The organism is Flavobacterium restrictum (assembly GCF_007097245.1).
GTDB lineage: Bacteria > Bacteroidota > Bacteroidia > Flavobacteriales > Flavobacteriaceae > Flavobacterium > Flavobacterium restrictum.
Genome location: NZ_VJZT01000001.1, coordinates 409,430 through 435,800, shown reverse-complemented (window position 1 = coordinate 435,800; position 26,371 = coordinate 409,430). Strand labels below are relative to the sequence as shown.

Below are 26,371 nucleotides of genomic sequence, written 5' to 3'. Positions count from 1 at the left end.
CTAAAATCGGATTTCAAACTAAAATAATATAACAAAAAACAATCAAACTGTTATATTTTTTTATCTTTGAAGCATCCTAATTAAGCAAACACCATGAATTTTGATCGAAAAAACCTCTCGGACGAGAAATTATTAGATTTATACAAGCGAATACTTAAACCCCGATTGATTGAGGAGAAAATGCTCATCCTCATCCGACAAGGAAAAGTGTCCAAATGGTTTTCGGGAATTGGTCAGGAAGCAATCGCTGTAGGCGTTACAGCAGTTTTGGATGCTGATGAATATATTTTGCCTATGCACCGTAATTTAGGTGTTTTTACAGGACGAAATATTCCATTGTACCGCCTATTTTCGCAATGGCAAGGCAAAGCCAATGGGTTTACCAAAGGTAGGGATCGCAGTTTTCATTTTGGTACACAACAATACCATATTATAGGAATGATTTCGCATTTGGGGCCACAATTGGGTGTTGCTGATGGAATTGCATTGGCAAATAAACTCCAAAAAAATGACAAAATAACGGCTGTTTTTACCGGTGAAGGAGCAACAAGCGAGGGCGATTTTCATGAAGCTTTGAACATTGCTTCGGTGTGGGAATTGCCCGTAATGTTTGTCATAGAAAACAACGGGTACGGACTTTCGACACCCACAAAAGAGCAATACCGATGCGAAAATCTTGCCGATAAAGGCATTGGTTACGGTATGGAAAGTCATATCGTTGATGGCAATAATATACTTGAAGTCTACCATTTGTTAAGCCAATTGAAGGCGTCGATGATCGAGAAACCACGTCCCGTTTTATTGGAATTCAAAACCTTTAGAATGCGTGGACATGAAGAGGCGAGTGGCACGAAATACGTTCCGCAAGAGTTAATGGATCTGTGGGCGATTAAGGATCCAGTTGAAAATTACAGGAATTATTTACTAGAAAATGGCATTCTAACCGAAGCTTTTGACTTGGAAGTACGAACCGAAATCAAAAAAGATATTGATGACAGTTTGGCCATAGCCAATGCCGAACCCGAAATTAAAGCCACTCTTGAAACCGAAATAAACGATGTTTACAAACCTTATTCGTTTGAGTTGGTCAAGCCAAATGCAACCACCGAGAAAATTAGGTTTATAGATGCTATCTCTAATAGTTTGCGAGAATCGATGACCCGACATAAAAACTTGGTTATCATGGGGCAAGATATTGCCGAATATGGAGGTGCCTTCAAAATTACGGATGGTTTTGTAGTGCAATTTGGCAAAGAACGCGTCTTGAATACGCCCATTTGTGAGAGTGCGGTTGTATCTGCTGGGATGGGATTGTCTATAAATGGGTATAAAGCGATTGTCGAAATGCAATTTGCCGATTTTGTTTCGACGGGATTTAATCCGATCGTTAATTTATTGGCAAAATCCCATTACCGCTGGCAAGAAAAAGCCGATGTAGTGGTACGAATGCCTTGCGGTGGCGGCACACAAGCGGGGCCTTTTCATTCACAAACCAATGAAGCTTGGTTTACCAAAACACCGGGTTTAAAGGTTGTTTATCCCGCATTTCCGTATGATGCCAAAGGGTTGTTGAATGCCGCAATCAATGATCCAAATCCTGTTTTGTACTTTGAACACAAGCAATTGTACCGCAGTATTTCGCAGGAAGTCCCTACGGATTATTACACGATTCCGCTAGGAAAAGCCGCTTTGTTGCAAAAAGGAACGGATGTTACGATTATTACCTTTGGTGCAGGGGTACATTGGGCATTAGAAACCCTATCCAAAAATCCTGAAATAGCAGCGGATTTAATAGATTTACGAACCCTACAACCGCTGGACACAGCGGCTATTTATGCTTCGGTAAAAAAGACAGGACGAGTTGTTATCTATCAAGAAGATTCGCTTTTTGGAGGAATTTCGAGTGATATTTCGGCTTTGATTATGGAAAATTGTTTTGAATACTTGGATGCTCCCGTTATGCGCGTGGCGAGTTTAGACAGTCCAATTCCGTTTACAAAAGCCTTGGAAGATCAGTATTTGCCCAAAGGCAGATTTGAAACGGTACTCAAACAACTTTTAGCGTATTAATACTCAATCAAAAATCTATCAACTATAAAATAATTATAGAAATACAAAATAAAAAGTTTTAACTACTTATTTATAAGGTAATTATGTTTAAAAAATATAATTACCACCGTATAAAAAAAAATAGATTGCAGGACATAAAAAAATAATTCTTATTTCATAGCATCATTTACAACTTGGCTATCTACAAACTGTTCAAAACCGATAATTTTGGTATCTTTCAATTTCCAAACGTGCGCCACTCTGGCTGTAAATGATTTGCCTGTAATTTTATAAGTACCCTTGTAAGTACCGTAAGCCACTACTTTATCATTGCTGGCAACATAATCTTCGGGCGTGAATTTATAATCAATCCATTCGCTTCCCAAACGGCTAAAAACGTTTTTGGTTACGTTTTCTAATCCAATATAAGTCCCTGCATACGGAAAACCTTTGGCTTCGGTCCAAGAAATATTTTCAGCGGAATATTGCGCTAGATTTTTACCGTTTTCTTCCGAAGTATTTCCTTCGTAGGTACTTTTTATAATGTCAAGATTTGTCATTGCCTTTTTATTTAAAGAACAGCTTGACAATGCCAAAAGCATCGCCAAGCTGCATAGAATTGATTTTACCATTTCATTTCTCCAGTGTTTACTTTTGCACCAATCATCAAGGCAGTTTCAAAAGTAAGTGTTGGGTATTTTGATTTCAAAGCTGAAATTAAAGCTTCTGAAGTTTTGTTGGTTTTTAGGGCTTCTTCGTAGAATTGAATGTAACTTTTGGTATGATTTACAGCAGTAATATCAAATGGAGAATTGGCATTAGCGTGAGCAGGAATTACAATTTCAGGTTTCAAAGCCGAGATTTTATCTAAAACGGAAATCCAGTTTTTGCGTTCTTCTGCGGTTTGTGCATCTGCCATCCAAAGATGAAAAGTAGTTCCAAAAACGTTTATTCCACCAACAACCGCTTTGATAGAAGGGATCCAAATAAAGGTTTTTTTAGGAAATTCATCCAAACCAATTATTTCTAATTGCTGCCCTTCTAATTCAATGCTGTTTCCTTTTAAAACTTGAGGTAAAACAACATTTGAAGTATTGTTTTTACCCAATCTTTCGCCCCAAACTTCTAATTTCTTTTGAGCTGTAGCTTTGATATGCTCTACCGTTGCAGGAGAAGCATAAGCGGTAACTTCTGGAAAATATTTTTTGAATACTTCCAAACCGAAATAAAAATCAGGATCGCCATAAGAAACGTAAACTGCTGTTAATTTTTTGCCTGAATTTTTAATTTCTTGTGCTACTTTTTCGGCATCCGCCAAAGTAAATTGCGCATCAATCAAAACGGCATCTGTTTTTCCGGATACTATTACCGATGCTACACCAAAACTGTTTTCGGATGCGTTGTAAACTTGAAGTTTTAAATCTTTTGTTTCAATTGTTTTGAAAATTTGTGCTTGTGATTCCATATTAAATAAAGTTAAAGTTGTTACTACTACTGTTGCAATAAGGTTTTTCATTTTTGTGTTGTTTTAAATTAACACGGCAAAGATGAAACGAAATCCTATCTCAAAACATTAAACTAGTTTAATAAATAAAAGGAAAATCTTATTTTCTGACAGCAATTTTCTTTCGGATATTACTCAAAAAAACATTGGTAATTCCCAAATAAGCCGCTATTTGTATGTTAGAAAGACGCTGCACAAGTTTTGGGTATTTTTCTAAAAATTCGATATAACGGGACTCTGCTGTTTTACTCAAATTATCAATCATTCGTCTTTGTAACGCAACATGCGTTTTTTGAGTCATTACTCGAAATAACTTTTCGATTTTAGGCAAATTGGAGTATGCAAATTCCTTATCTTTTTTAGAAATAACAAGTACCTCACTATCTTCAATAGCTTCTATAAAAAGTTGGGATGGGGATTCATTGGTAAAGCTATCAATATCGGTAATCCACCAATTTTCAATAGCAAAATAGAGTATTTGTTCTAAACCATTTTTGTCAATATGATACACTCGAAAAAGGCCTTTGGTTACAAAACCTTCGAACTTACAAACTTCTCCTTCTCGCAATAAAAAGCTTTTTTTCTGGATAGTTTTATGCTGAAATAAATTACAAAAACCTTCCATTTCAGTATCGGACAATGAAATATGGCTAGCAATATTTTGTTTAAGTAGTGTTGTCATTTTATGGGTTTTATAAAGAATGCTATCTTTATAACTAATTATTACTATTGATTTTACTTAATTTTTTCATCTAAAATTCAATGAACCTTTTAAGCTAATAGAAATAGAAGAAGTACAAAAGTAATGAGATTTATTTTTAGCATAAGTATTTTAGCAATCGATTCTTCAATTGACTTTATTAAATTTAGTAGTAGTTGGTATAAACTTATCTCATAAAATCATCCTATTTTTACTCGTTTTTCATTTAAATTTTTGTTCAATATTGGGTTGTTCGTACGTTTTTTTGACCTAGTATTTTGCTTGCACTTTCAATTGGAGTGCCATTTGTTTTCACAATTTCTAACGCTTCTTACCCAAAATTCGGAATCAGTTACAAAAGTGTGATTTATTTTATATTGGGCACTTTGTATTTTTATCACAGCAGTTTTTAGCTCTTAACGAATATGATTAAATGAATATTTTAGTTAGAACATAAAAGAAAAACCCCGTAAAACATAAGATTTATGAGGGTTTGATTGCTTTTGTTTTCAACTGTCTGGCGTTTTGTACTTGCAAACCAATGCAAATACTACCGATTTGTGTAGTATTTTATTTTCTTAAAGAAAGGAGCTATTCTCGCTAAAAATAGTCTTGAATGGTTTGTGAAGGATGGCTTTTTTAGCGGCTGTCCCCGATGGTATTAAGTATGACGGGTATGTTGCAGCAACTCAAAAAGTTATTATGGAGCAAACCCCTTGTGCATGGAGTGGAGCGGCTGTTGTCCATATTTGTTTTAATATCATAAAATCGTTTGAGCGAAACACTAAAAAAGTCAAAAACCAAACTAAATGAACTTTTTATTGAACCTTGAGTTATGTCTGCCAAGTTTATCAAACTAATTAATGGATGCTCCGGCATGGGTAATTCTATCAATTTGTCATATTGACTAATGGTTTTAATGTGATATAGCGGTACTTTTTCCATTTTTAAAATTTCCATTTTATAATCCAAAACTTATTTTTATTTGGCATAATAACTCAAATCACACGTATGAATTGCTGTTTCATCTAATAATAGTTGATAATTAAACGCAGCACAATCTACAAAAGTCGCCAAACTGTTTTTTGTTTTGGATCTTGTTAGGTTTCCTTTTGAAGCATCATCAGAAATTATGCTTGCTCTATGTACCATCCATTCTATATCGTTGGCTTGCTCTGTTAGGTATTTTATTACGGCTTCATTGTCTCTATGTTGTCCTAGTAACCCCGAAAATCGCACCATTGTTTGTTTTAAAACCCAAAACATAAAAGGAAGTTTTTCTTTATGAGGACGACTAAAACCTCCAGCTTGGTACAAAAAACGCTTTACTTTTTGGCGACGCATCGCAGGAATTAGTTTTTTGACGAATTCTGTATTTACGTTTTCCAATTTTTGAAGTCGGGCGTCCCCTAACATACTTACCACAAAGTCTACTCCATTTAATAGTTCATCAATAGAATAGCTGTCATTTATAGTGCCTTTAATTACTTTTAAATTAGGGTTCTGTATATCCATTTTTTCAGGATTACGAACCAATGCTATCACTTTATGACCTGCATTAAGGGCTATCGAAACAAAATGTTTCCCCGTGCGACCTGTACCACCTAATACAAGAAATGTGAATTTTGAATTTGTCATGCAATTATTATTTTATGTTAGCTGCAAAATTGGAATTATTGAGTAATAACTTTGTATCTGAATTTGATATTATTGTAATTAGATTTGATTTTTCTAATTTTAGTTGGTCTTGTCCCGTTTTTATCTAAAATTCTTGCGTAATCAGTATTTTAACAAAAGTACAAATTCATCAATTAAAGCTAGCTCTATACTTTAATGGACTCATTTCCGTTTTATTCTTGAACAATTTATTGAATGATTGTGGATGTTCAAAACCCAATTGATAGGCAATTTCTGCAACTGATAAATTGGTTGTTGTTAAAACATCTTTGGCGCTTTCAATCAGTTTATTATGAATGTGTTGTTGTGTGCTTTGCCCAGTAAGTGTTCGCAACATATCACTCAAATAACTTGTAGAAAGGTTTAATTGATTGGCAATTTCAGTAACGGTTGGTAATCCTAATTTAGAATCGGTATCGAAATAACTATTCAAAACATTTTCAAATTTTGCTAGCTCATCATTATTTGCCATTTTTCTGGTTACAAATTGACGGTTATAAAAGCGGTTGCAATAATTAAGCACTAATTCTAAATTAGAAACAATGACATCTTGGCTAAAAGTATCGATCCTTGATTGGTATTCTTTTTGGATGTTTTGAACTAAACTTTCTATGATTTTTTCTTCTTCATCTGATAAGTGCAACGCTTCATTTACGTCGTAAGAAAAAAATCCGAACGTTTTTATCGTTTTACTTAATGGGTAATTTCTAATCAAATCGGGATGAAATAAAAGTGACCAACCGTCTTTGTTTCTGGTTTGATCCTCATCAACAGTTATTACTTGATTTGGAGCTAAAAATGACATTGTTCCTTCGTCAAAATCATACTGATTTTTACCATATTTCATTTGGCCTTGAAAACTTCTTTTGATAGAAATATTATAAAAATTTAGCAGTAATTGTTCTTTATTGTCACTTTCAATAGTTGTTGTTTCATTATGGTTTATGAGCGTGATTAAAGGATGAAAAGGTTTAGACAAAGACAATATGCGGTGCAGTTCCGAAATCGAATTTATTGTTTTAATTGTTTTAACATTTTTTTTCATTGCGTAAAGGTAAAAAATAAAAGAGAAGCTATTAAGCTTCTCTTATTCACTAAATCATTATTTATTTGAATCCGCCCGAAACTTCAACTGTTTGTCCAGTAATTATTTTGGAATCATCAGCAGCTAAAAAAACAGCCATTTTTCCAATATCATCTGGTGTAGCCATGCGACCTAAAGCACTTCTATTCACAATCCCTCTAAAAGCATCTGAATCTTCTGCAAAGCCCAGTTTTGCAACACCTTCGGTAAAAACACCACCTGGTCTTATAGAATTAACTCTAATATTTTTTGTTCCCAATTCTTGTGAAAGAGAGTAGGTAATAGAATCCACCGCACCTTTAGAAGCTGCATAAACAACAGAATAAGGTTCTGGTCTTGTGCCTGCAAATGAACTGATATTAATGATACTTCCTCCATTTGTGCCAAACAAATTTACTGCTTCTTGCGAAGTTAATAGTATGCCTAAAATATTAATATCAAAAGTTCGTCTATAGGAATCTTCGGTGAAACCTTCCAAAAGTGCAAATTCATAAATGCCCGCATTGTTTACCAAAACATCTAAACCGCCAAACGCATTTATAGTTTCTTCAAAAAGATGTTTAACATCAGCTTGTTTTGACATATCTCCTTGAATGGCAATTGCATTTCCGCCTGCTTGTACTATTTCTTGTACTACAGCAGCTGCATTTTTTTTGCTACTTGCGTAATTCACTACTACTTTGGCGCCTGCTGCACCCATTTGTTTTGCAATTCCCGCACCAATTCCTTTGGATGCTCCAGTTATAATAACTACTTTGTTTTCTAATTTCTTATTCATCTTGACTTCTTTGTTTGTGAAGTACAAAGGTCAGATGATTATAAAGGTTGATTGTGTCCAAAATGGAGTTAGTTGTATCCGAAATCAAGATTTTAATCTATACTTATACTTTCAATGGCTTTTTGCATAGCAGTTTCTTTTATTCCTGGTACTTTTAATCCTTCTGCACGGAATATTGTCAAGTCGGTCATTCCTAAAAAACCAAGAAAAGCTTGTAAATAAGGAGCAACGAAATCATTGGCTTTGCCGGAACCTTCTGAATAAATACCACCAGATGCCATAGCCACATATACTTTTTTACCCGTAACCATTCCAATTGGGCGACCCTCTTGGTCATAACCAAAAGTGATTCCTGCTCTGGTAATGTGGTCAATCCAAGATTTTAGTGATGAATGAATTGTAAAATTTATTAGCGGCGCGCCAATAACAATGATGTCGGCATTCAGTAACTGCTTCACAAGCTCATTAGATAAACTAATGCTTTTTTTGTCTTCTTCCGTTAATTGTTCTTTAGGAATAAATAATGTGCGAAGTACGGCTGGTGTAAGGTGTGGAATTTCGGTTGCTACCAAATCTAATTCTTCTACTGTAGCATTTGGATATTTTTTTTGAATTTTTTCAACGATAGTATTGCCTAATTTAATACTATACGAAGCATCGCCCATTAGGCTTGATTTTAAATGAAGTATTTTTTTCATAAGAAATTTATTTATTTTTCAAAACAAAGGTATTGCTTTGCAGTATGCAAAAGGTATTAGTTACCCAAAGGAAAGCGGTTACTTTTACGAAAGTTTCTATCTTTGCTACTATGAAAATCATTGAAAATAATACGATTCCAACTAAAGAAGAATGTGCAGGATCACTAAAAAATGTTTTTGATGCTATGTATGTCCTGAACGGAAAATGGAAATTACCTTTAGTTCTTTGCTTGATGCAATCTTCAAAGCGTTTTAACGAACTACGGAAAGAAATTATAGGAATTTCTCCTAAAGTATTGGCTAATGAATTAAAAGATTTAGAATTAAATTATCTTATCAAACGGAATGTTTATCCGACAACTTCAGTTAATATAATTTATGAGGCAACCGACTATAGCCACACTTTAAAAAATCTTTTAATTGAATTGAGTGTTTGGGGTGAAAAGCATCGCAATAAAATAAAAGAAGATAAAAATTACTAGTTTTGATTAAAAAGAAATGCTCAATAGAATTTACTATTGAGCATTTCTTTTCTTCATTTTTTGGTTTTACCAAGGGCTTATTTCTGTTCCCTCTTCGATGTCATTACTAAAGAATTTTCCAGTTGGTGCATTGTTATTGGTCTAGGTATGTTTAACGCTAAATGCCGCTGTACTTTTTACAGTTTCTGGTCCAGTTATTACACCAAATAAATTTACTTCATAAACTTCTTTAAAAATTGTAATATTTGTATTTGTTGCATTTTGTTCCATACCACCAAGTATTCCTGCATTGTTTATTAAAATGTCTAGTTTACCTTTTTCTTTTTCGATGGTTTCTTTGGCTGCAAGTACCGTTACACTATTGGTAACATCAATTTGAATGGCTTTGATGTTTTCATATCCATTGTTTTTTAATTCTTCTGCAATTACTTCTCTTTTTTGAAGGTTGCGTGTCCCTAATAGACAAATACTCCATTTTTTGAAAGTTATTTTGCGGTTTCTAAACCGATGCTTCTGTTGGCACTTGTTAGTAATGCTGTTTTATTCTTTTCATTTTTTTATAATTTAAATTTATGCTAACTAATTAAAAGATTTTCTATACTCTAAAGGCGAAAATTTGGTTTTTGTTTTAAATAGTTTACTAAAGGATTGTGGATATTCAAAACCTAACTTGTAAGCAATTTCAGCAACTGATAAATGGGTTGTCGTTAAAGTTTCTTTTGCTTTTTCTATGAGTTTATTGTGGATGTGTTGTTGTGTGGTTAGTCCGGTTAAAACTTTTAGTAAACTACTCAAATAGTTTGCTGAAACATTCAAATTTTCTGCAATATTTTGTACTGTTGGCAATCCTCTATCACTTATTTGGTTGTTTTCAAAATAGAAATTGAGTAATTCTTCTAAACGATTCAAAATTTGATGGTTGTTTATTTTTCGGGTTAAAAACTGACGGTTGTAAAAACGATCTGCGTATTTAAGAAACAATTCCAATTGGGCAATAATTAAATCTTGACTGAATTTATCGATATTGGATTGGTATTCTTGTTTGATGTTTTGCAAAATCGTAATCAAACTTGTTTCTTCTTTTTCTGATAGAAACAAAGCTTCGTTTATGGCATAATCAAAATAATCGTATTTTTTGATTTTTTGAGCCAAACTTGAACCCCATAAAAAATCTGGATGAATGAGTAACATCCAACCTGTTGTTTTAAAAATTTTGTCAACTTCGGCTTGAATACTAAACATTTGATTGGGTGCGATAAAAAATAAAACGCCTTCATCAAAATCATATTTCTGTTGTCCGTATTTGATTTTGCCGTTGATGTTTCGCTTTAATGCAATAGAATAAAAATCCATAGACCAACTCGTTTGGTCGTAATCATCGGTATTTTTCATTTCTTCAAAGTTTACCAAACTGATTAATGGGTGTTCAGGTTGCGGTAAACCTCGAAAACGATGGTACTCGCTTATGGTTTGAAATCTATGGATTTTATTTGTTTTCATTGCTTAAAATATTTTGCAATTTACGAATTATAAGCCTTTGCAAAATCAAGTGCAAAATCTTTTACTTTCACTTTTCCAAAAATAATTGGTTTATTTAATTTGTAATCTTCGTACAATAAACCAGTGTGAATGGCATGATACATTTCTGTTAAATCTTCCGCAATTTTAGGTTGCATACCCGCAGCAATTAATCGATTGATCATTTCTTCATTTGTAAATTGTACCCATTTTAAATCTTTTTTGCCAATTGCTTCACCTAAAATACTTGCCAATTTATCATAGGTTATTTCTTCGCTTGCTACATAACGCACTTTTCTTCCTGAAACTCCAATTTCGATTTCATTTGCAATGGCTGTTGCAATGTCTTTTGGTGAAACCCAACAATTAATCACATCATTACCAATAGCTGAACCTATAAAACCGCTTGCTTTTGCATTATACACTTGAGGTAATAAGTTGTAATAAAATTCAGTTGGTCGCATGTGCGTTATGGCAACATCATTACTCAATTGGTTCAGAATACTTTCTACTTGGTTTGCACCTTTAAGAATACCATTTCCTTCGCTTAAATGCCCACCAATAGTGCTCAAATTAATTACTTTGTTTACACCCGATTTTTCGATTGCTGTTGCATAATTACTGCCAATTCTTTTGTAGTAACCCAATAAATCAAGGCTGTGGTCAAAATAATTTGCTGGTGGTACCATTGTATAGACTATAGCTGCACCATGAAACGTTTCTGCAATAAAATCAACATCTTCTAAAGAGCTAATTGCAGGACTTGCACCTAATTTTTCGATTGCTTCTTGTTTTTCGGGATTACTGCTAATAACCGTTATTTGATGCCCTTTTTGCACTAACTCTTGGGTTAATGGCTTGCTAATGTTTCCTAAAGAACCTGTTACAATAATTTTCATCTTTTTTGTTTTAAAATTTAATGTTGTAAAATTCATTCTATTTTAAAATAATGATGTGTTCAAATCTACGTTTGTTGTGTTTGAATTTAGTGAGTAAATCCTTTTTCCAACTGCTTATTCCCCCAATGATGCAAATATTTTATAAAAGGAATGAGCTCTTGCCCTGTTTCGCTAACAGAATATTCTACTTTTGGTGGCACTTCGTGATACATTTTTCGGGTTATCAAATTATCGTATTCCAATTCTCGTAAGGTTTGGGTAAGCATTTTGGTGGTAATATCGGGTAAAGTTCGGCTCAACTCACCGTAACGAAGCACCGTTTTTGAATATAAATACCATAAAATTCTGCCTTTATATTTTCCACCAATGCGTTTAAAAGCATAATCAACACCACACATTTGTGTCGTTTCAGAACTATTTGATTTATTTTTCATTTTTATTCATTTTTAAATCAATGATAATCAACAATACATACTTTTTAGTTTATAAGGTACTAATAAGTACATACTTGTGGCAAAGATACCTTTAATTTAATTTTGCAGTTCATTAATTAAGTAAATAAAAATGGAATTGAAATTAAAAGATAAAGTAGCCGTAATTACTGGTTCATCAAAAGGAATTGGTGCAGGAATTGCTAAAGCTTTTGCCAATGCAGGTGCAAAAGTGGGTGTCAATTACGCATCAGATAAAGTCGGTGCCGAAAAAGTGGTTAATGAAATTACAAAAAATGGAGGTGCTGCCATTGCTGTTCATTGCGATGTTACCAAGTTGGTAGATGTGCAACGCATGTTTGAAGAAACAAAAAAAGCGTTTGGCAGACTGGATATTTTAGTCAATAATGCTGGTGTTTTTGCATTTGAACCATTAGAAGCTGTTTCAGAAGAAAGTTTCAACAGACAAATGAATACCCACGTTTTGGGCAATTTGTTGTGCTCGCAACAAGCCGTTGAATTGTTTGGAGAAAGTGGCGGAAGCATTATCAATATTAGTTCTACGGTAAGCACCAATCCTATGGCTGGTTTGATTGTATATTGTGCCGCAAAATCGGCGGTTGATACTTTTACAAAAGTATTAGCCAAAGAATTAGGATCTAGAAAAATACGAGTAAATACGATTGCACCAGGCGTTACTGATACCGAAGGGAATCATACGGCTGGCATAATTGGTGGCGATTTAGAAAAACAAATGGTGGCAATGACGCCATTGGGTCGCACAGGTGAGCCAGACGATATTGCAAAAGTTGCCGTTTTCTTGGCATCTGATGATGCGGGTTGGGTTACTGGAGAGCGGATTACAGTTGCTGGTGGTTTGTTGTAAATTCTAGAATTAAATACGAAATGCTGTCTATCAAGGACAGCATTTCTTGTATTTAATAATCACTTTTTGTACGTAACATATTAATTTTATGTAATTTAATCGTTTCCGCTAAAAAAAGCCAACATCTTCTCTAAAGCACCTTCGCTATGCATCATATCGCCATTTTCTAAAGAGGCTTGAGCTGCTATTGACGCTCTTTTTCGCATAGTTACTTCATAAAAAGAAATAGCTTCTTGTATGGATTTATACTTGTCTGATGTTAAGCATTCGCTCAATTCAACTGCGTCTAACATTGCCATATTAACTCCTTCGCCAGCATACGGTGGCATTACATGAGCGGCATCGCCTAGGATTGTAAGGTTTGGCAACGCTTCCCAAGTTTGATTTAATGGCATACAATAAATTGGGATAGGCATAAAAGGAGTTTCAGCATTTTCAAACAATTCTTGCCATACATTGCCCCATTCTGCAAAATCGTTTTTGAACCAAGAAAGCATTTGTTTTTTATTAGCTAAATCTAAATTTTTAAAATGGCTCTCGTCTGTTTTGTAGGAAAGATAATAAGCCAAACTGCCATCTCCTTTTGAGGCTACACAAAAAAATAGTCCACCGCCAAAAGCCATTATTTTTCCATCTTTCAAAAGTTTATGAATGTATGGAGCTGTTGTTTCGGGGGTTTCGACACTGCCCATTAAACCTGATGTGCCCGTGTAAAAAGATTTTATATTGGTAATGTAAGGTCGGATTTTTGAGTTTGCACCATCAGCCCCAATTACAATATCTGCATAAGCTGCTGTTCCGTTTTTGAAATGTAATAGCCAACCCTCATTTTGTATTTCCATTGAAACAAATTGGCTGTCCCAAACAACGGTATCGGATTGTAATGATTCTAACAATAGTTGCCTTAACGGGCCTCTATCTATTTCCGGTCGAAAATGTTCGCTTCCAAAATCGGCTTCGGGTTTTCCTTCGTGGTCACTTAAAAAAACTTCAGCGTTTTCATTTGTAAGGAGCATTCTGTCGGCTCCAGGTCGATAATTTTTTTTAAATTCTTCTAAAAGTCCAGCTTCACGGATGGCTTTTAAACCCGAATCTTCGTGTAAATCGAGTGTTGTGCCTTGCACTCTTGCGGCTGCATTAAAATCTCTTTCATATACTTTTACAGCAACATTTTTTAGTTGTAGTAGTCTTGCGAGTATTAATCCGCCTGGACCGCCGCCAACAATAGCTATTTTTTTATTTTGTATCATGATTTTACATTGTTTAATTTTCAATGCAAAGATGTGGCGATACCGATTAATAAAATAGTATAAATCGGTCGTTTTTAGAATGGAAAACATTTGATGGCTGTAATGTTTAGAAATCGACCCTCTTTGTTTTTACTCAACTCTTTTGGGGTTACGCCAGCATATTTTTTTATCTCTTTGATAAAATGATTTTGGTCGGTAAAATTTTGTTCAGGAAAAATTTTGCCTTCGCTAATCTGTTTAAAAGAAGCTCCGAACCGAAGAATATTGCAATAGGTTTTGAGTGAAATACCAAAAGTTTGATTGAAGTACCGATTGATTTGGCGACTATTCCAAAACACTTTTTCTGACAATTCATTTACTGACATTGAGCCATCTGTGGCGTATAGGTGTTCAAATAATTTTTTCTTTCGGCTATCAATAGTTTGAGTTGCAATGGTATTTATTATTTGAGTTGCTTTACTACAAAAGCTTTCTAAATCGATTAAATCCATTTCGTCAAATTGCCAATAATCGTTTGCCATAATTTTACCTTCATTGAGAATATTTTTGATAGAATCCTTAAATAAATATTCAACGGCTAGTAATTTGAACCCAATGGAAAACATTTTTGTTCCGGATAAAATGCTCACGTCACCCGACATGGTGTCAATGCCTCGGATTACCATTTCCCATTCCTGCGAGTCGGTTTTCATTACAATCAAATCGACCATTCCGTTTGGCAAAACAGTCGAAGGAATATCTTTTTGCGTTTTGTTTTCGAGCATCCAAAAACTATGTACAAAATGAGTAATTGAACTATCTGGAAAAAGGGATTTAATTTCGATTTTCATTGTTGTTTTTTTAATTTTAATAAAATAAAACGGCATACTTTCTGATACTTCCACAATCTCAAAAAGTCTGTACTTCTAAAATTCTATCATAATTTCTACCCATTAATACAACTTATCGCCTCCAAAATTTCATAATTAAATCCTTTCTTTTTTACAATCGCTAAAATTTTATCAGAATTGATTTAATCACCTTAAAGTCTTAAAATAACATGTATGCAAGAAGAGGGAAAACCGTATCGCTAGATCAAAGTTAATCATTAAGTCCGTATTTTTATTTTGAATAGTGCTAAAAATCCTAACAGCTTGCGTTATATTCTAAATGTCCTTTATAAATACATCTATCATTTTTTTGAATTTAAATTATTTTTGGACCAAAGTGCTATTTATAACAACACCCACCAAACTAACACAACAAATCCTTAATATTCTTGATTTTAAATTTTCCTGAAATAATTCTTCGTTTTTATGGATTAGTTCCAATTGAACGTCAAATCACTCTAGATTTCATCAAATCAAGATCGTTATTTATTGTTCTAGCTTCTTCATTTGTACCCTTCACTTTAGCCCCTTCTTGCGACTATCGTTCGGGATTTATATACTTGTTAGCACTAAACTCAAATCGTTTGGCTTGCACTGTTACTCTTGCATAAATAGGGCAGATGCCTTAATTGTTGGCTTTTGATCTCTTGATGTAAAAGAGAATTGATACTTTTGTTTTCATTGTGGTAACCTTTTAGTTAGTATTAAATTTAATTCTAAAAAGACTATATCACAAGATGTTCAGATAGTGAACTACTTTTTGAACTGGTTATTGAACTGGTTCGGAAGCCTTGTAAATACTATCCCAGAGATAAAAATCGGTTACCCTAATTTCGGATAGTTTATTGTAACCGATTTTATCCCTTTAGGTTAACGCATTAATGAATAATTTGAAGGTGTTGTAAAAACAAAAACCCTTTAAATCATACGATTTAAAGGGTTTTAATTCAATTTGTATTTCTACTGGCGGAGAAAGAGGGATTTGTATCTCTCTTTTTATGCTAGTGTTTATAAGGGTTTAGCTGTAATATGTTTCGATAGGTCATTAAATAGGTCACTAGTAAAAACCAATAAAGAACGTTAAATAATATTTTATGTAAATATAATCAATATATCCATATAAACCAAGTGTTTACACTGTTATTTGAACTGCTTAATGAACTAGTTTTTAATGGATAGAGAATTGTTTTGAGCCTCGTAGAAGCATCAAATCCTATCCGATAATACAACGTAAAACGTGTTCAATTTGTAGTCCTGAAAAGGCACAAAATTCTTCAATTGAAATTAATTGATGTGGCTCTTTGTTGAGGTTATCTTTTACCTTTTTCAAATACAATCTTGCCTGCCTATATGTTTTACCTGTAATACGTTGTACATCTTTTGGATAAATACATACCCTAGTGTTACTTCCTACCACATTTTTATATTTTAATACACTATCTATGCCTTTGGTACGCCTTTGAGTAACCTCAACATACAATCAATTGGCTTCGATTCTCTACAAAGTTATGGAAATCACTTTATGAATAAGTGATTAAAACAGGTAATTATATACTCTTTACTACCATTATTGACATTCACTTTTTGAAATTAGGTTTAAAAGATGAAAACTTTGCTGATAATCATTCGAGATTTAGTTGCAACGAGTATCGGGATGAAAGAGTAATTAGTGAGTTTTTAAACTTAAATTTTAGAAATTATGGCAAGACAGAAAGGCATAATTAAATTAAAAGGTACTATCGGAGATATTACTTTTTACAAAACGCAAGATGGACATTTGGCGCGTGAAAAAGGTGGCATTGATGCGAGCAGAATTGCGAGCGATCCTGCGTTTCAAAGAACACGTGAAAATGGTTCTGAATTTGGTCGAGCTGGTAAAGCAGGAAAGATTTTAAGAACGGCTTTGAGAGCATTGCTTTTGAATTCTGCGGACAGTAGAATGGTCAGCCGATTAACGCAACAAATGGTTAAAGTAATCCAAGCTGATTTAACCAGTGTTAGAGGATTACGAAACGTAATTGATGGTGAAGCCGAACTTTTAGCAGGTTTTGAATTCAATATCAGTGGAAAACTGGGGACGAGTTTATTTGCTCCGTTTGTGGGAGCAATTGACAGAGTTACAGGAAATATTACTGTTGATTTGGCTTCATTTATCCCTGCTAATATGATTGCTGCACCATCTGGAACAACACATTTTAAAATCATTTCTGCTGGTGCGGAAGTAGATTTTGAAGCGGAAACATTTGTTGAAGCACATTCAGAAACGGCAATTTTACCTTGGGACACTACCGCTACGGCTGTAATTAGCCAAACAAACGCTGTAACTCCAGCAAGTGCAAAACCTTTGTTTTTGGCTCTTGGAGTTGAGTTTTATCAACAAGTAAATGGTCAAATGTACCCATTGAAAAATGGTGCATTTAATCCATTAGCATTGGTGCAAGTGAGCGGATTGTAAGATGGTTTTAATACTATCGAGAACTTATTTACCTGACGGAACAAACGGAAAACTCGAATGCGAAGGTAAATTGATTTGTAAAACCATTGAATTGCCGTGGAAGATGAACGAAACGAAAGTTTCCTGCATTCCGGAAGGGAAATATTTTATAAAAAAGCGGTACAGCAAGAAATTTCAATGCCATTTGGAAATAATCAATGTAGAAAATAGAAGTTTAATTCTGTTTCATCCTGCCAATAATGCTTTGCAAGAATTAAACGGTTGTATTGCTCCAGTAACAAAACTTTCTGGACCAGGTTTAGGTCTGATGTCGAGAAAAGCTTTTGCTAAATTAAAAAATTTAGTCAATCCAATTTTAGACAAAAACGAAAGTGTAGCATTAATTATCAAATCTTAAATTCATAGATTATGAATATCATAAAAAGAGTAAAATCGCCCAGTCCAAAGTTTTTTAAAGTGCTTCGAAATATCGGATTGGTTTTGGCTGCCGTAGGCGGAACAATTTTGGCAGCTCCAGTTGCTTTACCTGTTGCAATTACTACAATTGGTGGATATGTAGCCGTTGCAGGTGGTATTATTTCGGCGATTAGCCAATTGACAACTACAAAAGAAGATGTCATTACAACACAGTAATACAACATTGGTTGGTACCGCTGGCGGTACATTTTTGAGTGTTTTACCGAATTTACATTCGGAAGATGTTTTAAAAACTATAATTCTTGCCACACTTGGTGCAGTTGTTAGTTTTTCAATATCTTTAATTCTCAAATTTTTCATTAGAAAGCACAAAAAATAGTCTAATTCTAGTTGTGGTGACCTTTGGATTAGACATTAATGAAGCCCAAACCGCAAGGAATGGGCTTTTTTACGTTCTAAAATTAAACTTCCTCAAATAGGTTTAATGTAACTTCTACAACCACAACTTCGGAATTATGGTTGTATAATTCTTGCCATTTTGCGCTGTCAATGGCTTTGGTTCTGGTGACGAAAACGCCAAAACATACTCTTGATGCTCTGCTTTTCCAATTGTCGGTTTGGTACAAAATAAATAGTTTCATTTTTGTCAATTTTAGGTTTATATATGGGTTTATTTTTTGCAATACCTGTACAAAATGGCTTTTCGAATGTCATTTATTAGCATCATATCTTCTTTGTACTGCTTTTCTTTTTTCTCTAGAAGTTTGAGAGCAGCAATATTTTTTTGATGTTGCTCGTGTTCCACCATCATTAAACTGACTTGTGGATTGAATTGTTTTTTGAAATCTGGAAGACGTAAAAATGGGATTACTGAACCAACTAAATGTTGATGCCAGAATTTTGTTTGCCATAAACTATAAGCAATGAAAAAAAGGTTTTCGCAATCTTCTTCGTTTTGAAAAATGACTACAAAACTGTTAGTAAATGGTTCTTTTTGGGGCTTACCACTGTTCATCCCTTTGTTAAGTATGAATAAATGAGGTTTGGCGTATAACGTGTCTTTTCGGTGCGTTTTGATGATGAAATTTGGCATATATTCGGTTTTTTAAGATAATGTGCCTCGTTATCACAAGCCACACATAAAATTTTTAAAAGAAAAAAAAAGAAAAAAAAGAAAGTCGTCCTTCAAGTGGAGGTTTCAAGAAAAACAAGTTTTTTAGAAAAAATACTACCCGAATGGGTGGAGATTTTTTTTAAAACCCGCAGGGCTTGAACTTTTTTTTCTTGAAACTGGAACTTACCTTTACTTTCTTTTATTTATTATTTTTTTATTTTCCTTTTAATCCGAGAAGTTTCTGTTTGAGACAGATTAAAAAAATGTTGATGAGATAGATGATGTTCTTCGGAAAGGGTATGAAATTTTAAAGGCTGAATAAAAAACCAAAAAACAATAAAACTGCTTTTATTCGGACTTTGAAATTTCATACTCTTTCTTACGGTTTGATTTTGTAGGTGTAATAAATTGCTTTATCGAGATTGTGAATTTTAGAAGTGAAGTTGTAAAGCAATTTATTACACTTACAAAAACAATGCAAATATGACCTAGTGCGATGAGGCAGTAGCGCAGGCAAGTGTGTCTTTTTTTATTTGCTTAACGAGATGTTTCTGATTGATTTTACTATCGGCTTGATGCCCAATTTCCCTAAAAAATATAGTCTTGATTTTAAAGAAATCATTCTTCTGAAAACGCTAGGAATCAAGCCGATGGAAAATCAATTTGTTTTGACATTCTGGCAAATAAAAAAAGATACTCTTGCTGGCTTTTACTTGGTTTTGTGGGTAGAAAAAATGGCTTTTACCATAGGTAAATCCACTATATAATGAAGCCATTTTTCTACTCATAAAAGCAATGTAAATACTACCGATTTAGCCATAACGCTGATAAAACAGTTGTGAAGTTCTTGAGAAATAATTACTTGAATTTTGAAAAAATGTTGTTCGGAATTATGACAGTGGTTTGTGAAGGACGGTTTTTTTGAGCAGCTCTCTACGAATACATCAATGTTAAGATATTATTTCTGGAGCTGCTCAAAAAAGTTGTCCTGGAGCAAACCACAAGCGCGTTGGGTGTGGCGGCTGTTTTACATAAATGATATTATAGCTTCATTGCAAAAACCAAAAAAACAATAACAAAGCTTTGTAATGAACTATAATACTCAATTATGTAACACAGCTTGGGGAAAAAAATTACTGGCGCAAGTTGCGAAGCATACGTGTTTTTTCTAAAAACTGTGCCAGTAATTTTTTTTGGAGCGTGGGCAAAGGAGTGACTTCTGAAATGCAAAACTTCCTTTTTACTACCGAACAAAAAAAGAATAAGCTCGTTATTGGAAATGAAATTAGCGAAATGAAGCAAACAAAGATTTGAGTATAGGAATACTTGGACTATACGAGGATTTTGTGCAGCTGAATGAGATAATGGGTTTAAATGATATTATAACCTTTAAGTAGTTTGATTAAATCTAAAGACTCTTCTTCAATCCATTTATTTTCCGATATTAATTGATTGATAAAATCGAATTCTTGTAATGAAAAATCATTCTTCAATAAATTTGAGAATTCATTATCATTCCATTTACTTTTATGATGTTTTACATTAACTTCAATTGCAATTTCGTATGATTGTGGCTGGATTATTTTAACTTCGATTCCTTTGGATCTAAATATTTGTTTAACATTTGAATATATTAGCAATCCGTTGTAATCCCAATCGCAAAAATAATATATTGGTAGTTTTAATTTGTCTTGAGAAATGTCTTCTAATGGTTTGGTATTATTACCACCAACATACCATAACTCGATATTATTATTCTTATATTCTAAAGGAACTTTTAGACAATCAAGATTCTCACAAAGCACAATGACTTTTGGATTAAGGCAATCAACTACAAATCTCCATTGATTATTTTTTGGGTCTTTTTCTGGGAATTCATTAAGCTCTAATATTTTTAAAACGGCATTCTTAACACTTAATTTATTAGATAAGTATTTAGAATTTTGATTTTTATAAATTAATGCTGATAATTTTTTCTCTGTTGTTATATTTTTTTTTAATTCCTCTTTGTTATAAAAAACAAACATTAATGCTTTAAAATCTTCATCATCAAAAGATTTTTTAGCATCGTTTTCTATTCCCGATTTTTCAAAAAAATTATTATAATATTCATAGGTTTCTAAAAATTCTTGCTCGTAAAACTCATTAAATCTTGAGGATGCTTCAATAATTGAATGATTTCCAACCTTAAATTTTATTAGTTTCTTTTGTTTTAAAATGACCTGATTTATAAAATCATTGTTAGTTATTTTTAATCTTGTTTGTTTTGATTTATAAAGTTGATGCAATCCTACTAGGTGTTTCCATTCAATTTTCTTCATATTTTAATTGTTTGATGATCCAAAAATTGGCACAGGAGTGTAGTTTATATTTTCATCTTCTAAACTATTGTGCAACAAATAAATATTTTGATTTTCTGCATCAATTTTATTGGGATTTATCGATAAAGATAAAATTTGGTAATCATTTGCTTTTGCAATATTATAAAGCATATCAAAATTACTTCCAAGACCTTCTGCCTCATCAATAGCCATATAACGAATCCCTTTTCTTATTTTAGATTTTGAAGCTTTATCTATTAAAGATAATTTTGCCATACATAAAAGTGCTATTGCAGAATATGTTTGACTTGTACTGCCAGCAGTTTTATTCCCTTGTGCTGATTTAATTGAAAACTTCAACCCGTAATATGATTTTGGATTCAATAAGTCCCTAACTTCTAGTTTGTTTGCTCTTGTTCCACCAGTTCGATAAAACGCTTCTTTTAATTTTTCTTCTAACGTTGGAAAACGTTCAAATTCTGTTGAAAATGTTTTGAGAGTTTCAAATAATGATTCGTCCATACCGTATTGAATATCTTTACTTATTTCTTCTGTGAAATCATTCAACCATTCTTTTTTGAATACATTATCGTATATTACATCTAAATCGACTTTGTGACCACCAGTAATTTTTTTTTCTTCTGAATTCAAAAAATTACTTATTGTTCGTATATCCATTAATTGACTACTTACTTCATTTGAAACATCATCGATAATCTCACTTAATTTTTGAAGTTTTCGACTATTAAGTTTTTTATTCTTAATATTTATATTTCGTAAATAATTAGAAATCTTTTCAATTATATCTGCGTCTAATAAATCTTTTTCATCAAATATTTCTTGAGGTAAAATTTCTCTACATAAAGGACTAAAATCGCCAGTGTCTTTGTATTGACTTATTTTTTGTTTAAGAAAAGTATAGACTACAAAATTATACTTTAGAATATATTCATTATTTGCATTCTTTGATTTTTTTTCTAATTCATCAATTTCAATATCGTCATAATCATTAAAGACTATTTCTTCTGCAAATAGAGTTGGGTTTTGGCTGTAAATCTCATTTTTTTTATGTGTACTATTTGAAATTTTTAAATCTATTTCCTTTAGAGATTGTGTTTGATTGTTATTAATTATTTGAGAATTATAAGCTTTTTTCAGTTCTACATAATAGTCTTCGGCTTCGGCTAATTTTGTATTTAAATTCCCTAAATCAACATTATTATTAGTTGATGTGAAATTATATTTACTCTTATAATCATCTATTTCATCAATAATTATTGGTGTTAAAAAGGATTCTAATTCACGTTCTAGATTGATATTTAGATTGTCTAATTTTCGCTTTTCGCTTTCTAATTTTCTGAAATTTGTTCGCGCATCTGTAATCTGTTCATTAATTTCTTTTTCTCTAGAAAAAGCATCAAAATAATCATTAAAAATGATATTTGATACATCATACATTTCGTGATTTTCAAGCTGTTCTTCTAGTCCTATATTTGAATTAAAAGCAAGTACATAATCATCAGGATTTTCCAATTGCTCTAAAACTTCTAAAAGCAATTCGATGTTTAATAATTTCTTCTCCAAAGTTGAAATGTCTTCTTCAATCGTAAAAGTTTGTTTCTGAAAATATTCCTTAATTTCTTCTTTATCCTCCTTGTCAAAAATTGGTGATTGAATTAAAGATATATGTTCCATTAACCCATTTAGATCAATCCAAAAACCTTTGTCATTTTGATTTGATATTTTAAGATTTTCTATTAATTGATTTGGTTCGGGAATATATCTTAATAAAACATCTGACGGATCATCTACTTTTATATTTTCGTTTTGGTATTTATGAATTATACTTTCTTGAAATAAATCTAATTTTTTAGTTTGATTTAAAGCCCAATGTGCCAATGATTTTTCATCTTCGATATTATGTAAAGCTTTTAATTTATTTTTAATTTCTAGCTCTTTTTTGTAAACTTCGGTTTTTGAATTAATTTGTACAAGTATATTTTTACCCTTTAAGTTTTCATTGGTAAAAAAAGTCAAAATGTCTTTTGATTTTAACTTTTCAGTCAATTCTCTTAATTGTGTTATTTGAAGTTTATTTTGATGGTATTTATTATATTTTTCTCTTAAAATTTCTTTTTCATTACAATTAAAATCCTGTAGCCAAGTAAAAAACTTTTTTAATTTGTTTTCACATTCTTCCCATTTATACTTTTCTTTATATGCATCATCCCATTTTGGTTCTATAATTTTAATTTCTTCTTTTGTTGAAATTATTTTTTCTTGGACAATTGTTTTTAATTGGATGAGTATTTTAGAACTATTTTCATAAAGATTAATTTTCTCTTTTATTTCATTTTCTGAATTAGTAATTTCCTTTATATAATGGTTAAAAGATGCTAACAAAAAAGTCTGTTCGTTTTTATCTTTTTCAACTCTCAATTTCAACAATTCACTTAAAGCATTTTGCTTATCTGTGAGTAATTCTATTTCGTTTAAGTTTTTATCAAATTCTTTGGTGTCACCATTCAATTCTTTAACGGTTTGATTAAATTTTTCAAGTAATTCTTTTTCTTTCTCCTCACCAAATAAAAAACTTTGTAATTTTTCACTCTTATTCATATCCAAAGATTCTCTAGAAAATGCTTGAATAATTTTGGCATAATTGTCTAACGTTTTATTACTGATTGACAAATCAATAGGCAATATTTCATTTTTGAAAAGAATTTTATGATAATTTGAAGTTTTATGCCAAGATTCACAAGTAAGTTGCAAAGTATTACTGATGTGTTCTTTCAAATTTTGAATTGGTAATATTTGATTGTTTTTGAGAAAATCGGAATATCCTAAAACTGTTTCAAAAGGAATCAATTGAGTGTCGTCATCAAAATTATTACCCTCTTGAATAATAAACATATTTGAAGTACCAGCACTTTCTAAATAAATACCAATGACTATACATTTATTTTTCTCTATCTCAACATTTATAAAAGCGTAACCCATATCAGTTCCATTACCATCAGTTCTTAAAACCATAGTTTTAGGTTCTCTCGTGCTTGTACCTTTTGTAGGAGAATGAAAAGCTGAAGTACCAACACAAATTAATTGTAAAATGTCAGAAATCATACTTTTACCAGCACCACCTTCGCCAACAAAGTCAGTTCTAAATGTGTTAAAATCATAATCAAATCCCTGATGGTGTACTATGCCTAAAGTTGATAGTCTTTTAATTATTGGATAGTCTTTCATTTCAATTCGTTTAAAGTTTCCTCTATGTTTATGATATACTCTTCATATGCTTTTAACAATCTGTCGAATGCCGGTAATGTATGAAACTCATCTTTATCTAATGTAATCCAACCAATTTTTTTAAATTCTTCAAGAGCCGATTGAATTGTTTTATCAATTATTTCATCATTGTAATTACTAGGATTTGTATTCTTTGATTTAGCAATTAAAGTATAAATACCTTGCTTGTAGTCTTCACATTCAAGACGTATTTTTTCTTTTAATTTTTGAACAGAATCTAAATCAAATTCTCTGTCAATAAACATAATTTTATAGATTACAAATCCAATAATTACATATTCACTTTTGAGCATATATCTGTGTTTGTCAGAGATATTTCCTCGATCATTATTTATAAAATCTAAATAATAATAGCTAGCATTGTCTTCACCTCCTTTGACTAAATCGACTTTAAAAAAGGTATTGTAATACATTTTAAGACTTTCTTCATTTTGCGAAATAAAATTATATTGATTTATTTGTTTTCCTTCTTTTTGAAAGTGCACCCCATCTTTTAATGAATAATCAATTGAAGCAAATAAATCCTCCGAATTATCACTGTACAAGAAACTACTTAAACTAATTTTATTATTTTCATTTTCCATAATGTAATGTTTTTAAATGCGCTATTCGTTTCTAATTCTTTATCAATTTCTAATTTATATTTCTCTTTATTGCTGTAAACATATTTAATGATGTTAAAAGTTACGCTCACAGCGATTTGACTGCTTTTATTTTCTTCAATAATTTTAAAAAAAACTTCTGATAATTTGATAATTCCTTTTAGTTCTATTTCCGATAAGATATATTTTTCCCAATTTCTAATAGTGTCTATTTCGTTTATTTTATATTGAGCTTTCTTAATGTTTTCCTCAATTACTTTTTCGTTTTGAGCATATTTTTTTCTTTCTTTTGGTTTGGAAGGAAATAGTTCTCGGTCTTTATCAATTATTGTGAAATGTGGCGTTGCAATATGAATTTGTGGTGAAATAATATTACTTGGAAATACTATTGATTTATTACCATAGTTAGATTCTAATGTACTTTTATACAATAGAAAATGAATGAATTTTTCAATCTTTGAACTTAACAATGGTTTGCTTAATATTGAAAATAGTTGTCTGATTTTGGGTTGTATTCGATCTAATTTTCTATCAATTGAATTTAATCGATCATTGATGTATTTTACAAATGAATACACTTCCGAAATCAACTCATTAATTTCGCTATCTTGATTTTGTTTTTGTTCTAATAAACCTCTTATTGTTTTGGTTTCAGAATAAGCCGAACGTAATTCTGCAACGTGTTTTTGAGCATTGTTCATACTAACATCTGTTGCTACCAGTATCTCTAGGAAATTTTGATTGGTAAAATCGGTTCCTTTTTTAAGCAATTCTATCGACTCGGTAATTTGTCTGTCTAAAAAATCGATTTGTTCTCTTAAATCAGGTTCAAATTTCTTAAAAGTTTCTTTCAGCCAAAATTTAAGTTTATCTATTGAATCCTCTGATTCTAATAAAGAATTTGAAAGAAATGAACAAATCTCTTGGATTCGTGTGGGATTAAAAGCTCCAATAAGAGTTTCTTTAGCGTGTTTACAAAATTTAGAAGCATAGTCTTTGAAAAAATACTTTTGTGATTCCTGGTTGTAATCTAAAAAATATTCCTGTAAGTCCATAATATGGCTGCTGTAAACCTCTTTTGGATAGCGTACCTTTGTTTTGTATACATATTCAAAAGCTTCGTGTAAATCTTTTTCGGTAAATTTTTCATCTTCAAAAACACCATCACTAATTTTCTCATAAATCAAAACAATAGCAAGTCCTATTTCTCTTTCGGGAAATAAAAGCTTATATGTTTTCTCTTCATTTAGAATTTTAATGAAATTAAAGTTTGTGTTTATGGGATTACTCAATATGGATTAATTTTGATGTTTTTATAGAGCTTTTAGTTT

At 32.1% G+C, this 26,371-nt stretch carries 26 protein-coding genes; 7 read left to right on the top strand and 19 right to left on the bottom strand.

Annotated elements, in window-relative coordinates:
• The first annotated feature begins 93 nt into the window (after window positions 1-93).
• Window positions 94-2,070: an alpha-ketoacid dehydrogenase subunit alpha/beta gene (locus FNW21_RS01830; protein WP_144255020.1), complete on the top strand. Its 1,977-nt coding sequence runs from the start codon at window positions 94-96 to the stop codon at window positions 2,068-2,070.
• A 149-nt stretch (window positions 2,071-2,219) separates the two neighbouring features.
• On the opposite strand, the gene FNW21_RS01825 is transcribed toward FNW21_RS01830, so the two are convergent.
• The 7 genes from FNW21_RS01825 to FNW21_RS01795 all read right to left on the bottom strand — a co-directional run bounded on the left by FNW21_RS01825 (window position 2,220) and on the right by FNW21_RS01795 (window position 8,490).
• The gene (locus FNW21_RS01825; protein ID WP_144255019.1) at window positions 2,220-2,609 is read right to left on the bottom strand and encodes a nuclear transport factor 2 family protein; all 390 of its coding nucleotides are present in this window, start codon (window positions 2,607-2,609) and stop codon (window positions 2,220-2,222) included.
• A 65-nt stretch (window positions 2,610-2,674) separates the two neighbouring features.
• Window positions 2,675-3,565 (bottom strand): MBL fold metallo-hydrolase, encoded by an 891-nt coding sequence (locus FNW21_RS01820; protein ID WP_144255018.1) that lies wholly within the window; start codon window positions 3,563-3,565, stop codon window positions 2,675-2,677.
• A gap of 88 nt (window positions 3,566-3,653) precedes the next feature.
• Window positions 3,654-4,235 (bottom strand): Crp/Fnr family transcriptional regulator, encoded by a 582-nt coding sequence (locus tag FNW21_RS01815; protein ID WP_144255017.1) that lies wholly within the window; start codon window positions 4,233-4,235, stop codon window positions 3,654-3,656.
• A 999-nt stretch (window positions 4,236-5,234) separates the two neighbouring features.
• Window positions 5,235-5,891 (bottom strand): NAD(P)-dependent oxidoreductase, encoded by a 657-nt coding sequence (locus FNW21_RS01810; RefSeq protein WP_144255016.1) that lies wholly within the window; start codon window positions 5,889-5,891, stop codon window positions 5,235-5,237.
• A 169-nt stretch (window positions 5,892-6,060) separates the two neighbouring features.
• On the bottom strand, window positions 6,061-6,975 hold the full coding sequence (locus FNW21_RS01805; RefSeq protein ID WP_144255015.1) for a helix-turn-helix domain-containing protein: 915 nt from the start codon (window positions 6,973-6,975) through the stop codon (window positions 6,061-6,063).
• 61 nt (window positions 6,976-7,036) lie between these two features.
• Window positions 7,037-7,792: an SDR family NAD(P)-dependent oxidoreductase gene (locus FNW21_RS01800; protein ID WP_144255014.1), complete on the bottom strand. Its 756-nt coding sequence runs from the start codon at window positions 7,790-7,792 to the stop codon at window positions 7,037-7,039.
• A 92-nt stretch (window positions 7,793-7,884) separates the two neighbouring features.
• Window positions 7,885-8,490: an FMN-dependent NADH-azoreductase gene (locus FNW21_RS01795; RefSeq protein WP_144255013.1), complete on the bottom strand. Its 606-nt coding sequence runs from the start codon at window positions 8,488-8,490 to the stop codon at window positions 7,885-7,887.
• 110 nt (window positions 8,491-8,600) lie between these two features.
• Here FNW21_RS01795 and FNW21_RS01790 point away from each other — a divergent pair, with 110 nt between their 5' ends.
• Window positions 8,601-8,972: a winged helix-turn-helix transcriptional regulator gene (locus tag FNW21_RS01790; RefSeq protein WP_144255097.1), complete on the top strand. Its 372-nt coding sequence runs from the start codon at window positions 8,601-8,603 to the stop codon at window positions 8,970-8,972.
• 141 nt (window positions 8,973-9,113) lie between these two features.
• Here FNW21_RS01790 and FNW21_RS16495 read toward each other — a convergent pair whose 3' ends face one another.
• The 4 genes from FNW21_RS16495 to FNW21_RS01770 form a co-directional block, all read right to left on the bottom strand.
• Window positions 9,114-9,398: an SDR family NAD(P)-dependent oxidoreductase gene (locus tag FNW21_RS16495; RefSeq protein WP_235889573.1), complete on the bottom strand. Its 285-nt coding sequence runs from the start codon at window positions 9,396-9,398 to the stop codon at window positions 9,114-9,116.
• Between the two features lie 153 nt (window positions 9,399-9,551).
• Window positions 9,552-10,472 (bottom strand): helix-turn-helix domain-containing protein, encoded by a 921-nt coding sequence (locus FNW21_RS01780; RefSeq protein WP_144255012.1) that lies wholly within the window; start codon window positions 10,470-10,472, stop codon window positions 9,552-9,554.
• 20 nt (window positions 10,473-10,492) lie between these two features.
• Window positions 10,493-11,389, bottom strand: a complete 897-nt coding sequence (locus tag FNW21_RS01775) for an NmrA family NAD(P)-binding protein (RefSeq protein ID WP_144255011.1) — start codon at window positions 11,387-11,389, stop codon at window positions 10,493-10,495.
• Window positions 11,390-11,475: 86 nt separating this feature from the next.
• Window positions 11,476-11,823, bottom strand: coding sequence for a winged helix-turn-helix transcriptional regulator (locus FNW21_RS01770; RefSeq protein WP_144255010.1), 348 nt, complete (start codon window positions 11,821-11,823; stop codon window positions 11,476-11,478).
• A gap of 130 nt (window positions 11,824-11,953) precedes the next feature.
• Here FNW21_RS01770 and FNW21_RS01765 point away from each other — a divergent pair, with 130 nt between their 5' ends.
• Complete coding sequence (locus FNW21_RS01765; RefSeq protein WP_144255009.1) at window positions 11,954-12,706, top strand: SDR family NAD(P)-dependent oxidoreductase; 753 nt, start codon at window positions 11,954-11,956, stop codon at window positions 12,704-12,706.
• A 95-nt stretch (window positions 12,707-12,801) separates the two neighbouring features.
• Here FNW21_RS01765 and FNW21_RS01760 read toward each other — a convergent pair whose 3' ends face one another.
• Both FNW21_RS01760 and FNW21_RS01755 read right to left on the bottom strand, forming a co-directional pair.
• A complete protein-coding gene (locus tag FNW21_RS01760; protein WP_235889572.1) occupies window positions 12,802-13,956 on the bottom strand; it encodes an FAD-dependent oxidoreductase in 1,155 nt (384 codons plus the stop codon).
• A 74-nt stretch (window positions 13,957-14,030) separates the two neighbouring features.
• A complete protein-coding gene (locus FNW21_RS01755; protein ID WP_144255008.1) occupies window positions 14,031-14,786 on the bottom strand; it encodes a helix-turn-helix domain-containing protein in 756 nt (251 codons plus the stop codon).
• Window positions 14,787-16,524: 1,738 nt separating this feature from the next.
• On the opposite strand from FNW21_RS01755, the gene FNW21_RS01745 reads away from it, so the two are divergent.
• From FNW21_RS01745 to FNW21_RS01735, 3 genes are read left to right on the top strand one after another with little or no spacing between them, the layout of a single operon-like run.
• Complete coding sequence (locus FNW21_RS01745) at window positions 16,525-17,280, top strand: hypothetical protein (protein WP_144255006.1); 756 nt, start codon at window positions 16,525-16,527, stop codon at window positions 17,278-17,280.
• A 1-nt stretch (window position 17,281) separates the two neighbouring features.
• Window positions 17,282-17,677 (top strand): DUF5675 family protein, encoded by a 396-nt coding sequence (locus FNW21_RS01740; RefSeq protein ID WP_144255005.1) that lies wholly within the window; start codon window positions 17,282-17,284, stop codon window positions 17,675-17,677.
• An 11-nt stretch (window positions 17,678-17,688) separates the two neighbouring features.
• Window positions 17,689-17,913, top strand: a complete 225-nt coding sequence (locus FNW21_RS01735; protein ID WP_144255004.1) for a hypothetical protein — start codon at window positions 17,689-17,691, stop codon at window positions 17,911-17,913.
• A gap of 245 nt (window positions 17,914-18,158) precedes the next feature.
• Here the strand turns inward: FNW21_RS01735 and FNW21_RS01725 are convergent, their stop codons facing one another.
• Both FNW21_RS01725 and FNW21_RS01720 read right to left on the bottom strand, forming a co-directional pair.
• A complete protein-coding gene (locus FNW21_RS01725; protein ID WP_144255002.1) occupies window positions 18,159-18,338 on the bottom strand; it encodes a hypothetical protein in 180 nt (59 codons plus the stop codon).
• Between the two features lie 29 nt (window positions 18,339-18,367).
• The gene (locus FNW21_RS01720) at window positions 18,368-18,790 is read right to left on the bottom strand and encodes a DUF6943 family protein (RefSeq protein ID WP_144255001.1); all 423 of its coding nucleotides are present in this window, start codon (window positions 18,788-18,790) and stop codon (window positions 18,368-18,370) included.
• Window positions 18,791-19,356: 566 nt separating this feature from the next.
• Between FNW21_RS01720 and FNW21_RS16230 the strand changes: the two genes are divergently transcribed.
• On the top strand, window positions 19,357-19,578 hold the full coding sequence (locus FNW21_RS16230) for a hypothetical protein (protein WP_185963863.1): 222 nt from the start codon (window positions 19,357-19,359) through the stop codon (window positions 19,576-19,578).
• A gap of 603 nt (window positions 19,579-20,181) precedes the next feature.
• Here the strand turns inward: FNW21_RS16230 and FNW21_RS01715 are convergent.
• From FNW21_RS01715 to FNW21_RS01700, 4 genes are read right to left on the bottom strand one after another with little or no spacing between them, the layout of a single operon-like run.
• Entirely contained in the window at window positions 20,182-21,132 is a 951-nt protein-coding gene (locus tag FNW21_RS01715) for a hypothetical protein (protein WP_144255000.1), read from the bottom strand.
• A 3-nt stretch (window positions 21,133-21,135) separates the two neighbouring features.
• Window positions 21,136-24,378 carry a DNA repair protein Rad50 gene (locus FNW21_RS01710; protein WP_144254999.1) on the bottom strand — a complete coding sequence of 1,081 codons (3,243 nt, stop codon included), beginning with the start codon at window positions 24,376-24,378 and terminating at the stop codon, window positions 21,136-21,138.
• The gene (locus tag FNW21_RS01705; RefSeq protein WP_144254998.1) at window positions 24,375-25,022 is read right to left on the bottom strand and encodes a condensin complex protein MksE; all 648 of its coding nucleotides are present in this window, start codon (window positions 25,020-25,022) and stop codon (window positions 24,375-24,377) included. The genes FNW21_RS01710 and FNW21_RS01705 overlap by 4 nt, the downstream gene beginning before the upstream one ends.
• Complete coding sequence (locus FNW21_RS01700) at window positions 24,992-26,332, bottom strand: hypothetical protein (protein ID WP_144254997.1); 1,341 nt, start codon at window positions 26,330-26,332, stop codon at window positions 24,992-24,994. The genes FNW21_RS01705 and FNW21_RS01700 overlap by 31 nt, the downstream gene beginning before the upstream one ends.
• Window positions 26,333-26,371 lie beyond the last annotated feature (39 nt).

What these genes read in the sequence shown, in the direction of transcription:
- FNW21_RS01745 (WP_144255006.1), top strand. Translation starts at nt 16,525, where the DNA reads ATGGCAAGACAGAAAGGCATAATTAAATTAAAAGGTACTATCGGAGAT.
- FNW21_RS01760 (WP_235889572.1), bottom strand. Translation starts at nt 13,956, where the DNA reads ATGATACAAAATAAAAAAATAGCTATTGTTGGCGGCGGTCCAGGCGGA.
- FNW21_RS01705 (WP_144254998.1), bottom strand. Translation starts at nt 25,022, where the DNA reads ATGGAAAATGAAAATAATAAAATTAGTTTAAGTAGTTTCTTGTACAGT.
- FNW21_RS01805 (WP_144255015.1), bottom strand. Translation starts at nt 6,975, where the DNA reads ATGAAAAAAAATGTTAAAACAATTAAAACAATAAATTCGATTTCGGAA.
- FNW21_RS01800 (WP_144255014.1), bottom strand. Translation starts at nt 7,792, where the DNA reads ATGAATAAGAAATTAGAAAACAAAGTAGTTATTATAACTGGAGCATCC.
- FNW21_RS01795 (WP_144255013.1), bottom strand. Translation starts at nt 8,490, where the DNA reads ATGAAAAAAATACTTCATTTAAAATCAAGCCTAATGGGCGATGCTTCG.
- FNW21_RS01815 (WP_144255017.1), bottom strand. Translation starts at nt 4,235, where the DNA reads ATGACAACACTACTTAAACAAAATATTGCTAGCCATATTTCATTGTCC.
- FNW21_RS01725 (WP_144255002.1), bottom strand. Translation starts at nt 18,338, where the DNA reads ATGAAACTATTTATTTTGTACCAAACCGACAATTGGAAAAGCAGAGCA.
- FNW21_RS01755 (WP_144255008.1), bottom strand. Translation starts at nt 14,786, where the DNA reads ATGAAAATCGAAATTAAATCCCTTTTTCCAGATAGTTCAATTACTCAT.
- FNW21_RS01770 (WP_144255010.1), bottom strand. Translation starts at nt 11,823, where the DNA reads ATGAAAAATAAATCAAATAGTTCTGAAACGACACAAATGTGTGGTGTT.
- FNW21_RS01775 (WP_144255011.1), bottom strand. Translation starts at nt 11,389, where the DNA reads ATGAAAATTATTGTAACAGGTTCTTTAGGAAACATTAGCAAGCCATTA.
- FNW21_RS01780 (WP_144255012.1), bottom strand. Translation starts at nt 10,472, where the DNA reads ATGAAAACAAATAAAATCCATAGATTTCAAACCATAAGCGAGTACCAT.
- FNW21_RS01810 (WP_144255016.1), bottom strand. Translation starts at nt 5,891, where the DNA reads ATGACAAATTCAAAATTCACATTTCTTGTATTAGGTGGTACAGGTCGC.
- FNW21_RS01740 (WP_144255005.1), top strand. Translation starts at nt 17,282, where the DNA reads ATGGTTTTAATACTATCGAGAACTTATTTACCTGACGGAACAAACGGA.
- FNW21_RS16230 (WP_185963863.1), top strand. Translation starts at nt 19,357, where the DNA reads ATGTTTCTGATTGATTTTACTATCGGCTTGATGCCCAATTTCCCTAAA.
- FNW21_RS01765 (WP_144255009.1), top strand. Translation starts at nt 11,954, where the DNA reads ATGGAATTGAAATTAAAAGATAAAGTAGCCGTAATTACTGGTTCATCA.
- FNW21_RS01830 (WP_144255020.1), top strand. Translation starts at nt 94, where the DNA reads ATGAATTTTGATCGAAAAAACCTCTCGGACGAGAAATTATTAGATTTA.
- FNW21_RS01720 (WP_144255001.1), bottom strand. Translation starts at nt 18,790, where the DNA reads ATGCCAAATTTCATCATCAAAACGCACCGAAAAGACACGTTATACGCC.
- FNW21_RS01825 (WP_144255019.1), bottom strand. Translation starts at nt 2,609, where the DNA reads ATGACAAATCTTGACATTATAAAAAGTACCTACGAAGGAAATACTTCG.
- FNW21_RS01715 (WP_144255000.1), bottom strand. Translation starts at nt 21,132, where the DNA reads ATGAAGAAAATTGAATGGAAACACCTAGTAGGATTGCATCAACTTTAT.
- FNW21_RS01735 (WP_144255004.1), top strand. Translation starts at nt 17,689, where the DNA reads ATGAATATCATAAAAAGAGTAAAATCGCCCAGTCCAAAGTTTTTTAAA.
- FNW21_RS01820 (WP_144255018.1), bottom strand. Translation starts at nt 3,565, where the DNA reads ATGAAAAACCTTATTGCAACAGTAGTAGTAACAACTTTAACTTTATTT.
- FNW21_RS01710 (WP_144254999.1), bottom strand. Translation starts at nt 24,378, where the DNA reads ATGAAAGACTATCCAATAATTAAAAGACTATCAACTTTAGGCATAGTA.
- FNW21_RS01790 (WP_144255097.1), top strand. Translation starts at nt 8,601, where the DNA reads ATGAAAATCATTGAAAATAATACGATTCCAACTAAAGAAGAATGTGCA.